This window comes from Nocardiopsis listeri NBRC 13360 (assembly GCF_001570765.1).
In the GTDB taxonomy this organism is placed as follows: Bacteria; Actinomycetota; Actinomycetes; order Streptosporangiales; family Streptosporangiaceae; genus Nocardiopsis; species Nocardiopsis listeri.
The window spans coordinates 20388-31369 of the sequence record NZ_BCSH01000008.1 but is presented as its reverse complement, the minus strand read 5'-3'; the positions used below and the strand labels follow the sequence as shown (position 1 = coordinate 31369).

Annotated in this window: 7 protein-coding genes; 4 read left to right on the top strand and 3 right to left on the bottom strand. The window is 69.0% G+C overall.

Annotated features, from left to right (window positions below):
• Positions 1-213: 213 nt before the first annotated feature.
• Positions 214-804, top strand: a complete 591-nt coding sequence (locus NLI01S_RS03430; RefSeq protein WP_223809091.1) for a DUF4352 domain-containing protein — start codon at positions 214-216, stop codon at positions 802-804.
• Positions 805-889: 85 nt separating this feature from the next.
• Here the strand turns inward: NLI01S_RS03430 and NLI01S_RS03425 are convergent, their stop codons facing one another.
• A complete protein-coding gene (locus tag NLI01S_RS03425) occupies positions 890-2953 on the bottom strand; it encodes an N-6 DNA methylase (RefSeq protein WP_067599004.1) in 2064 nt (687 codons plus the stop codon).
• Positions 2954-3411: 458 nt separating this feature from the next.
• Between NLI01S_RS03425 and NLI01S_RS03420 the strand changes: the two genes are divergently transcribed.
• A complete protein-coding gene (locus tag NLI01S_RS03420; RefSeq protein ID WP_190318346.1) occupies positions 3412-3996 on the top strand; it encodes a YchJ family protein in 585 nt (194 codons plus the stop codon).
• A 4-nt stretch (positions 3997-4000) separates the two neighbouring features.
• Here NLI01S_RS03420 and NLI01S_RS03415 read toward each other — a convergent pair whose 3' ends face one another.
• Complete coding sequence (locus NLI01S_RS03415) at positions 4001-5407, bottom strand: hypothetical protein (protein WP_067599001.1); 1407 nt, start codon at positions 5405-5407, stop codon at positions 4001-4003.
• 192 nt (positions 5408-5599) lie between these two features.
• Here NLI01S_RS03415 and NLI01S_RS03410 point away from each other — a divergent pair, with 192 nt between their 5' ends.
• On the top strand, positions 5600-7468 hold the full coding sequence (locus NLI01S_RS03410; protein ID WP_067598998.1) for a hypothetical protein: 1869 nt from the start codon (positions 5600-5602) through the stop codon (positions 7466-7468).
• Between the two features lie 457 nt (positions 7469-7925).
• Complete coding sequence (locus NLI01S_RS03405) at positions 7926-9407, top strand: sodium/glutamate symporter (protein ID WP_067598995.1); 1482 nt, start codon at positions 7926-7928, stop codon at positions 9405-9407.
• A gap of 36 nt (positions 9408-9443) precedes the next feature.
• On the opposite strand, the gene NLI01S_RS03400 is transcribed toward NLI01S_RS03405, so the two are convergent.
• Positions 9444-10775 carry a hypothetical protein gene (locus tag NLI01S_RS03400; RefSeq protein WP_223809090.1) on the bottom strand — a complete coding sequence of 444 codons (1332 nt, stop codon included), beginning with the start codon at positions 10773-10775 and terminating at the stop codon, positions 9444-9446.
• Between the last annotated feature and the right edge of the window lie 207 nt (positions 10776-10982).

Sequence of the window (10982 nt, the reverse complement as noted above, 5' to 3'; positions counted from 1 at the left end):
GGCCGGTAGGGAGGACGATGATGAGTCTGATTCGAGGTGTGAGTTGGAAACATTTGGCGTGGTTGGTTGTATTCACATATTAGCGTGTATGGTGTGGGTGTCTTCGGGTTGAGTCATAGTTCCGGAGACCCTTCTCCCGTTGCGCGCCGAACCGACCGGTTCGGTGTTCACGCCCCACGGCCTCGTCGCCACCGCACAGACCCGGAGCCCACCATGACCCGACCCCAGCAGCCCTTCCAGCCCCAGCCGCCCTACCAGCCGATGCCGTCGAAGCCGGGTATGTCCACCGGCAAGAAGCTCGGCCTGGGCTGCGGGGCGTTCCTGCTCCTGCTCTTCCTGATGGGCGGCTGCGTGGCCGTTCTCTCGTCGGGATCCGACGGCTCCGGTGCCTCGCAGGACGCCTCGGAGCAGACCGGGGAAACGACCGAAGCGGAGGTCGACGAGGTCGCGGAGGAGCCGGTCGAGGACGGGCCCGTCGTGCTGACCGCCGAGGTCGCCGACTTCGTGCCGAGCATTCTGCACGACGGCGGCGACTACACCAGCGTGCACGTCACCGTCGAGAACAACGGCGACGAGGCCATCGAGGTCAACCCGTTGTACTTCGCGATCGTCGCCGACGACGGCACCAAGAAGGACACGACCAGCGCCCTGGGCATGTCCGAGTCCCAGATCGACACCGTGACGCTCGACTCCGGGCAGCGCGCGGAGGGCGTGGTCACCGCCGAGGGGGCCTTCACCCCGGCCTCCGTCGAGTTCGAGGAGAATCTCGGCCTGGGCGTGACCATCACCGCCGACGTCGGCTGAGCGCCACCACGTCCTTGAGACGACACGAGGGCCCGACCACCACTAGAACCCAAGGAAAGGTGGTCGGGCCCTCGCCGGCGTCGAGCTAATGCAGGGTCGTCCGGTCGGTGGTGAGCTCCACGGCCAGATCAACGGCCTGGTCGGCCAGTTCCGTGCCCAGTTCCTGCAGCTCCCGTAGCGCCCGACGGAACCGTTCGACTCGACGGAAACGCTCACCGTGGGCACGTTGCTCCTGGATGGACAGCACAGGGAGGCGGAACCGCTGCGGTTCCAACCGCAGCGAGCCGCGCATGCTGCTGCTGACCCGGGCGATGTGTCCACGCTCGGCCTCGCTGCTGACGAAACCCGCGAGGAACCACGGGTCCACGGCCGCCGGGTTGGTGCTCACCACGTACAACCCGCCGTGGAGGTGGGCCCCGGCGTCCTCGGCGGTGACCACCCGGGCCAGCGGGCGTTCGGTGACCACGGGGATGACCACATCGCCCTCCCTCAACGGTGGGTTGCGCATGGGATCGGCGTCCACACGTTCGGTCCGGGTCGCCGGTGTACCGCGCATCACGTCCTGCGGCGTCAGCACCCGCGCTCGGACCTGTGGACCGCCCTCCTCCTCGGGGCGACGGGCACGGTGACGCCGGATGGTGACCGAACCGGCCTTGGCCAGTTCGCCCAGGGTGACGACCGGGGTGGGCGCGGCCTCGGGCAGGGTCTCGGGGACCTCCGGAAGCAGTGACCGCAGTGACCGTAGCGACCGTTCCATCTCGGTGCGTCGCCGGGCGAACAAGTCGAGGTCTCGGGCGCTCGAACGGGGCAAGGGCAGATGGCGGCGGGGGGTGAGATCGATCTCCTCATCGAGCAGTTCCACCGGTTCCACGGCCCGCGCCGCACCCGGGACCTCCTTGAAATCCTCCGGGGAGTCGTGGAAGTCCTCCCAGAGCCCGCGGATCCGGCCGATCACGTCCTCGGGGCGTTCCACCTGTTCGGGTTCGGTCGGCTCGGTGTCCACCAACAACAAAGGAGTGGGTGTCGTCGTCTCGTCGGTTCGGCGCAGCACCCACAGCTGTAGCGGGACGGCGTAGTGCGCGGCGAAACCGGCGGGCAGCGACACCACCGCGAGGAACGCGCCCGACCGCAACAGCGAACGGCGGATCCGCCGTCCGGAAGGGCGTTGGGCCGCGGCCGGGGGCATCAGCAGCACGGCGGTGCCGCCCGGTCGCAGTTGGGACAACGAGTGCTGCACCCAGGCCAGGTCGGATTCCAACCGAGGCGGTAGGCCGTGCACCCACCGCGGGTCCTCGCCCAGGTCCTCCACACCCCAGTTGCGTTCACCGAACGGGGGAGCGGTGACCACCGAGTCGGCCGGATCCGAGGTGAAGGCCGGTTCACGAAGGGCATCGCCGACCCGCAGTTCGGCCCGTTCGTCCAGGGCGTCGTCGAATGCCAGGCGCAGCGCGGTCAGCCACAGCGCCGACCGGTCCCGGTCCTGGGCGCGCAACGGTGCGTTCCCGGCGCGGGCTCCCGCCACCAGGACCTCGCCCCCACCACAGGCGGGATCGGTCAGCGCGCCGCCTCCGGCGAGGTGGACCATCAGGGTGGCCAGGTCCGGGGGGAGGTTGTGCGAACCGGCGGGGGAGCGTTGCTCCGACCTTCGGCTCATACGCTCCAGCACCGGAGCGGGTCCGCTCTCGGCGACGGCGCGCACGGTCGTCTCCACCAGGGCGGGGAGTAGTGCTTCGGGGACCTGGGCGGGCCGATGGTCGGCCAGGCAGGCCGAACCGGAGGCGCGCAACCGTGTCTCGAAGCCGTCCAAGGCCGCGCTCACCAACGCGGCCGGGTCATCGGAGGGGAGCGCGGGATGGTCGCGCAGATGCAGGGTCAGCGCACCCACCAGCCCGAGGAGGTCCTCTACGGGAGCGGAACCACGCAGGGAGTCCACCACCTGCCACAGCCGCTGGTCGGGGTCGATGGTAGGCACACCGCGGTGGGTGGACAGCCACTCCTCGATCTCCGCCAGGTCGAAGCGGGGACTGCGGTCGGTGCCGCCGACGGGGGTGGGAAAGTCGTCGTGGCGTCGACGCCAGTTGCTCACCGCTGTCGGTTTGACTCCGGCGATACGGGCGATGTCGGCGGAGCTCACCTCCACGTTGTCCATGTCCCAACCCTTCCTGGCCGACGGTCGGACCGACTATACACATGTCCTCAGGTATCGATGCGGAAGCGCGCATCCGTGAGTGGTTGGGCGACTTCACAGACCAGACTTGGTGTGGAGGAGCGCGAGATGGCACATCCCGCCAGGGCCGAACGGTGATATCCGGGTGCCGGAAGCGGACATCCCGCGTGTTTCGTTCCACCGCTCGGGCTGGGTATCACCCCGGGGGATGGACATGGACTACGCCCACGTGTACGCGCTCCCGATCCCTCAACCGCGCCCTGCCCCCGATGACGGTCCGCCGCCGCGGTGGTTACCGCCACCTCCACCGCGCCGCCCGGGCGACAGCGGAGCCTGACCCCTCCGTCCGAACCGTCCGAACCGTCCGAACCGTACGAACCGTCCGACCCGATTCCCCTCGATCGGGCCGGACGGTGTTCCCGGCACGCCAGAATGGATGCATGGCCCAGCAGCGATCCCGCCGTTCACGGCGCTCCACCGCCCCGCGACCTCTGCCCACCGAGGCGTCCTGCCCGTGCGATCGGGATGAGAAGTACGGAGACTGTTGCGGTCGTCTGCACGCCGGTACGGCCCGTGCGACCACCGCGGAGAATCTCATGCGTTCGCGCTACAGCGCCTTCGTCGTGGGCGACGAGGACTATCTCCTGCGCTCTTGGGATCCCACCACCCGGCCCCGGCACGTGGGGCTGGACCCCGACACCGAGTGGACGGGGTTGGAGATCCTGCGAACGGGTGAGGGGACCCCCTTCCATACGCAGGGCACCGTGGAGTTCCGCGCCCACTACAAGGAGGAGGGCCGGGCCGGTGCACTGCGCGAGCACAGTCGGTTTCGCCGCCACGAGGGCGAATGGGTCTACCTGGACGCCCTCGCCGACCGACCCCTTCCCGCGATGGAACGGGCGCACGGCGATGGGTCCGACACCGAACCGGTCCCCGCGCGCACCGCACCGCCGCGCGCGGCCGGCCGCCTCTCTGATGTCTCCGAAGGGACGTCGGCCCGCGCGATCGCCGAGGGGAAGGCCTGACCTCTCACTGTTCCATGGGCCGCCCGAACGCTCGAAGCCGATCGGCCAGTTCCGCGGACCGGGCCGCGGCTTCGGGAAGCGGGTGGTGACGGGCCAACGCGTCCAGGACCGTCAGGGCGTCGGGGTGTGCCCCGAGCACGATCGGGTCGGCGTCCATCAACAGCAATCGGTGCACGTCGGGGCTGTCCTCGGCGGTCAAAAAGGAAGTCGGCCCCGAATCGTCGGAGGACATGGCCGCGGCCACCATGTCGATCACCACCCATGGTCCGTACTGGGCCAACAGCCGATCGATGCCGCGTTGGTCCAACATTCCGGAGGAGAGCAGGACCATCGCGGCCAGGCAGGCCTCGGTGCTGTGCGGTGAGGTCAACAGGGCGCGCAGCCGCGGTTGGAGTTCGGAACTGGTGGTGTTGAGCACCTGGGCGGCCACCCACCGGCGCAGGGCCAGACCGGGCCCTCGCACCACCTCGATGATCTGTCGCAGGGCCTCTTGCGGTCCACGCCGGTCCGACCACCGCGCGGCCTCCAGTGAGCGTTCCTCGAAGGGCAGCACGGCCAGGGCGTCCAGGAACCGGGAGGCGCACGCCTCGGCGAGGGTGTCCACGATGGGGGCGTGGATCCCCACCTCCAGGAGTAACCGTCGCACCCCGTGGCGGCCCAGCGCGGTGAGTTCCACGGTGCATCGGTCCACGCTCTCGTCCTCGGGAGCGTGATCCAACGCCACGGCCCCGGTATCGGAGAGCTGCCACAACACGTTCAGGAGTAGATCGGTGATGTGGGGCGTATCGGTGGACTCGGTGCGAGGGACCGGTCCGGACAAGGCCTCCAGCGCCAGGGTGTCCAGGTCGGGCCGGTGCCCGTCGGGGGCCTCGTACAGGAACCGCAACACCTCCGGAAGCAGGTCGGGACCAGTGGTGCCGGGCACGGGATCGTGAGGACGCGACAGGTCACCTCGGGCGTGCGCGATGGTGTGTTCGAACTCGTGGAACCACCACTCCAGGACCTGTTCGGGGTCGCGCACCCGACGTTCCAGGTCGGGATCGGGGCGGGCCAGGGAATCAGCGATGTGGACCAGCCCCAGACGCAACGCGGCGGACCAGGGCACCACGAAGTGGGCGACATCGGCGACCGAGTGCAGTGCGCCGAGCCAGATCACCCGTTGATCCAGGTGACCGGGCAGGTCGTGCGGCCACAGGGAGAAGCGGGAGATCGCCGCCCGTGCGTCGTCGATGCCGGGGACCCCACCGGAGGTGACCGGGGTGGCGGGGGCGCTCCAGCGGGCGAGACTCAGGGCGTCGCACAGCAGTGGGGAGTCCAGAGCCATGCGGGCCAGGACGTCGGTCGGTGGCAGCGATACGGGCCTGGCGGACAGGGGAGGTCGTCCCCGCCGTGGCGGTTCGTGAGAGGGCATGTCCGGCCCCGTTTCCAGCATCGGGTGTGAGTGTGAGCGAGGGTGACCCCTTACTACCGTTCCACGCCGGCCCGGTGGGGTGGTTTCGCGCAGATCGGTACGAATCCGGGAGCGAGGAACCCGTGGCCGGGTCGTCCACAGGCCGGGAGATCACCGGTGCGCGTGGGGACGACGAACCCTAAAATCGAAACCATGGACCGACTCGCCGCGTTGGACGCCCACCTTCGCACCATGCCGCCGGAACGGGTCGCGGACATCTTGTCCACCATCCCCGATGGCGCCGTCCGCTACCGGACGGCCACCCCCGACACCCTGCTCGACCTGATCATGATCCTGGCCTTTCGGCCCACGGTCTTCGAACGGCTGCCCCTGCCCCACCACCAGATCCTGCGAGCGGTGGTCGCGGTCGCCGAGAACGCGCAGGAGCTGCTTCCGGGCGGGCCGGAGGGCACTTGGCCGCGCAGACGGAGATCCCTCGTCCAGGACCCGTTCCTCCTGGGGCCGGTCGACCACGAGGCCCTGCTGGCCAAGGTGGGCGCCGACCGACCCGGGCCGACCAGGATGCGCGCTCAGGAATGCGTGTCCGACCTCCTGGACCTGGCGGTCCTGTGGCCGGACGGTGACGGCGGCTACCACCTGCCCGACGACGCCGGATACCAATTCGGCACGCGAGGTTTTCCCTGGGCGGTGGAGGAGGCCCTGGACAGATACGGTCTGGCGACGTTGCGCCGGATCGCCCTGGCGTTGGGGCTCGACCCCACCGGGGACTGGTGGGAACTGAGGAAGACGTTGGCGGGGGCGCTCACCGACGAACAAAAGGTGGTGTCCCTGGTACGCCGTGCGCCGCACGAGGTGCGGCACCGGATCCTGCAGATGACCTTCTTCTCCGATCAGGTGGAGATCGCCTGGACCCACCTGGTGGGGCGCATGGACCTACCGATGGACGGAACGGGCGACGACGAACAGGACTGGCTGCTGGAACACGGGTTGTTGCTGCCGGCCGAGTACGAGACCGACGACGCCCTCATCTTCGAGGCCGCGCGCGAAGTGGCCCTGACGATCCGGCGTTCCTTCCCACACTGGTTCGATCCGACCCCGCCACGGGTCACGGGACCCCCGGTCGAGGGGGAACCCTCGGGACGTGCGCCCGGTGCGGTGGAGGAGATCTCCCGGGAGGCGCTCACCTTCCTGGCGGGGGCGGACACCCGACTGGTGGCCACGCTCATCGAACGCCCCGGGAGGTTGCGTCGTGACGGTCACCTGGCGGTGCCGTCGCGACGCAGGCTCACCAAGGCGGCGGGAGGGAACGAAGACCTGGCCAGGATCTGGCTGGAGGTGGGAGCGCGGACCGGGCTGTTGATCGCCGAGAACGGTCACGTCACCCTCTCCGACCAGGTAGGAGCATGGTCGGCCGCCGCTCCGGAGATACGCCTGGTGGCGCTCCTGGAGGGCTGGGCCCGGCGTGCGGAGGACGGCCTGTGGTGGCCCACCGACGACGAACCCGTGGCCTCCGGGGCAGTGGAGGAGGGCGCCGACGCCCGCAGTAGATGGGCCGTGGTGTGCGCGCTGACACACGTGCCGAGCGGAACCACCCTGTGCATCGACGGCGCGCGGGCCACACGGGATCTGGTCGAGGAGAACAAGAAGGCACCGGGAACCGAGTGGCTGCTCTCCGCCGCACACTGGTACCAGCCGTTGACCGCCGTCGACCCCGAACATGAGTTCCGGGTCCTGCGTGCCTTCCGCGAAGCCGAGGCCCTGGGGGTGGTGTGCGTCGGCGCCACCACCCGTGTGGGTCGCGCGCTCTCCCAACGGATCCGCTCGGCTCCACGGGCCGAGGATGCTCCGGGGGAAGAAGTCCTGGCGGCGGTTCGGGAGACCCTCGGTTTGGGAGCACCGGAGCCGGGGGAGAGCTGGGGCGGGCCACTGGACCTGGTCGGTCCGGAACACGCCCGCCACCGCGAACTGACCCGGTGGGCCCGAGAACTGTTCGGGCGGCCCTGGACGTCAGGACGGGGCGACGCCGACCCCTTTGGAGCGGGCCCGGGGAAGGACGAGTAAGCGTCCCGGTCGGGGAGGGCGTGCACAGGAGTGCCCAACGGCCGGCCGGGGTGTATGAGGATCCCCACCGAGATCGGGTGGGTGATCGGTGTGTACGACGGTCGGTTCCGGGTACCCGCCACCACCCCGGTGAACGCTGACGGAACGTGAAAACGGCGAGGGTGGAGCTTTTCGGCTCACACCTCCTTCACTACCGTCCCCGTGGGGTTATCGGGATGTTATCGATCGTTCGTCACGTTCTCTCCAAACGCGGAGCGGGCGAGTCCTGACGATCCCATCACCGTGTGTAAGATTCCCGGGTGTTCGCGTCAGCCGAGTCACTGACACATGCGACCTACCTCCCAGCCACAACCCCTGCCCGGGTGGACCACGTGCCCAGCCACGCGCGTGTCCGCGTACCAGGGGTTACACGTCCGCCCCGTGCCGTTCCTCCTCGGGGCCGTTCCGAGAGGTGGATATGTCCCCTGACACCGTGGGCCTCGCACTCCTACTCCTAGGATTGTTGCTGCTGGTCTCCAAACTGGTCCGGGTCAAGTGGAAGCTCACCCAGAAGCTCTACCTGCCCGGCTCGATCATCGGCGGCGGCATCGCCCTGTTGCTCGGCCCCGACGTCCTCGGCTGGGCGATGGGCCTGCTCGCGGACCAGGGCGTGGCGGTGGGACTCGCCGACCGCGTGGCCGAGGGCGGCCTGTTCGGTGTGGATGTCATGTCGGTCTGGTCAGCCCTGCCCGGCCTGCTCATTTCGGTGGTCTTCGCCAGCCTTTTCCTCGGTAAACGACTGCCGAAGCTGCGCGAGGCCGTCGACCTGGCCGGCCCCAACCTGGCCTTCGGTATCACCGTGGCCAGCGGCCAGTACGTGATCGGTATCCTCTTGGCCCTGCTGGTCCTGGTGCCCTTCCTCGACGTTCCTGTGGTCTCCGGAGCGCTCATCGAGATCGGGTTCCTGGGCGGCCACGGAACCGCGGCCGGACTCGGCACCACCTTCGAACAGGTCGGCTGGGCCGAGGGCCAAGACCTCGCGCTGGGCATGGCCACCGTCGGCCTGCTTTCCGGGGTCATCATCGGCATCGTCCTCATCAACTGGGGCGTGCGTCGGGGCAAGACCTCGGTGATCAACGCCGACAACAAGGGCACCGATCGTGAACAGGCCGGTCTGATCGAACGCGCCAACCGCACCGCCGGTTCGACGATGACCGTGCACCCCTCGTCCATGGACCCCCTGACCCTGCACTTCGGTCTCGTGGCGGTCGCCGTCATCATCGGTCAGCTGATCCTGTCCGGACTGCAATGGCTGGAGCAGGCACTGTGGGCCGAGACCATCGAGGTCATGGCGTACGTGCCGCTGTTCCCACTGGCCATGATCGGCGGCATCGTCGTCCAGATGGTGATCGACCGTTTCGACCGCAACGACATCGTCGACGAACGCTCCGTGGAGCGGATCCAGGGCCTGTCCTTGGACGTGCTCATCATCGCTGCCATGGCGACGCTGTCGCTGCAGGCCATCGCCGACAACATCCTCACGTTCGCGATCCTGGCGATCTCGGGCATCTTGTGGTGTCTGTTCGCCTTCCTCTTCCTGGCGCCGCGCATGATGCCGAACTTCTGGTTCGAGCGCGGCATCGGCGAGTTCGGCCAGTCGATGGGCGTGACGGCCACCGGCATGGTGCTGATGCGCGTAGTGGACCCGGAAGTGCGTACCCCCGCCTACCCGGCGTTCGGATACAAACAGCTCATCTTCGAACCCTTCTTCGGCGGTGGACTGGTCACCGCCGCGGCCATCCCACTGATGGTCAGCCCGCTGGTGGGCCCCTGGGGTTTCCTGGGCATCATGGTGGTGACCATGGCCGTCGCACTCTTCTTCGGACTGGTGGTCCTGCGTCGCCGACACCGAAGGGTGGAGCGGGCCGCGACCGAAGAACGAGGCAAGGCCACGGTGTAGCGTCCGAGCGGGTGGCCGGAGGTGGGCGCCCACGCTTCAGGGCGAGTGCGGTGCGCGGGCCCGGGCGGCCCTCGCCCGCGCCGCCACCTCCGGATCGGGATGATGACTGCCCAGGGCCCGCAGAACCTCACGGGTATCGGGATGCTCCGGGTCCCAGAGCCGGTCGACGTCGTCGAACAGGTGTCGGTCGATGCCCTCGGCGGCCTCCGAGACCAGGAAGGAACGCATCCCGGCCTCGCCCAGGGCGGCGGCCGCGGCGAAAACGTCGATGGCGGTCCAATGCCCGAACCAGGCACTCAACGACTCGCGTTCCTCCTGCGGGAGCATGTGCGAGGACAACAACACCACCGAGGCCAGGCCCGCCACCGTGGGCTCGGGCTCGACCAACAACCGACGCAGACGCTGACCGATGCGTGAACTGATCAGGCCCAGGACCAAAGCGGCGTTCCAACGACGCAGTGCCCTCCCCGGCCCGGCACAGACCGCGACGACCTCCCGCAGGGTCTCCTCGGGCGCACGTGCGTCCGACCACGAGGTGAGCCCGACGAGCCGGCCGTCGGGGGAGAACGTGGCCAGCGCGTCCAAGAAGGCGCCCGCGTCGAGCCGCACGAACTCATCGAGGAGAGGAGCCGAACGGCCATGCGCCAGCAGGATCTGCCGTACCCCGTACCGGCCCAGGTCGGTGAGTTCCACCCAGAGCGGGTCGGTCCGGTGATCGCGAGGAACGTCCTTGGGCGCCCTGGGAGTGCTGTGTCCGACCTCGACCGCGCCGGAATCGCGTAGCTCCCACGCTCCACGAGCGAGCCTGGCGGTGCTGTGCCCCGGGCATACCGTCGGCAGATGGACCTCCTCCTGAGCGGGCACGACCTCCTGGGTCAGCATGCGCAGCGGGACACGAGCACCGTTGGGGGACTCGTACAGGCGGTCCAGAGCGGTATCGGGTGAGACACCGGCCACCTCCCGCAGTGAGCGCTCCACGCACTCACGGAAACCGAGCATCCACCAGCGCAGGACCTGTTCGGGAGCGCGCACTCGGCGGTCCAGGTCCTGAGCGGGCCGTGCCTGGCCCGTTTCACACTGGATCAGCCCCAGCCTCAGGGCGACACGCCAGGACCGGATGAAACGGTGTGCCTGTTCGGGGGAGCCGATCCGCCGCAACCACTCGTCCCGGCGGTGGGGATCCCGGCACAGGTGGTGAGGCCAAAGACCGAACCTGCGGATCGCGTCGCGGGTGTCGTCCAGGTCCGGTAGACCGTGCGCGTCGACGTGGGTGATGGGGCCGCACCAACGGGCCAGATCCAGGGCGTCGCCCAGCAACGGGGTCGCCAAGGCGGACCGGGCCAGTTCCCGGTGTGATCGCAGAGACACCGGTCGGGCGGCGAAGCGATGGTGGGCCGACGCGTCCGAGTGGTGCGATGACATTCCTGCCCCCGAGTCCTGGTGTCTCGAACTCCCTTTCTCTCCCTTGTACAACGCCTCGCCACGTCCGTGTGGTGGTTTCGTCGACATCGTGGCGACGAAAGCGATAGAAGCGTGGTTTCGGGCATGACGCACCGAGCCCTTCGTCATGACCCC

Excerpts from the sequence above, each read along its gene's own strand:
- NLI01S_RS03410 (WP_067598998.1), top strand. The coding sequence starts at position 5,600 with ATGGACCGACTCGCCGCGTTGGACGCCCACCTTCGCACCATGCCGCCG.
- NLI01S_RS03425 (WP_067599004.1), bottom strand. The coding sequence starts at position 2,953 with ATGGACAACGTGGAGGTGAGCTCCGCCGACATCGCCCGTATCGCCGGA.
- NLI01S_RS03405 (WP_067598995.1), top strand. The coding sequence starts at position 7,926 with ATGTCCCCTGACACCGTGGGCCTCGCACTCCTACTCCTAGGATTGTTG.
- NLI01S_RS03420 (WP_190318346.1), top strand. The coding sequence starts at position 3,412 with ATGGCCCAGCAGCGATCCCGCCGTTCACGGCGCTCCACCGCCCCGCGA.
- NLI01S_RS03415 (WP_067599001.1), bottom strand. The coding sequence starts at position 5,407 with ATGCCCTCTCACGAACCGCCACGGCGGGGACGACCTCCCCTGTCCGCC.
- NLI01S_RS03430 (WP_223809091.1), top strand. The coding sequence starts at position 214 with ATGACCCGACCCCAGCAGCCCTTCCAGCCCCAGCCGCCCTACCAGCCG.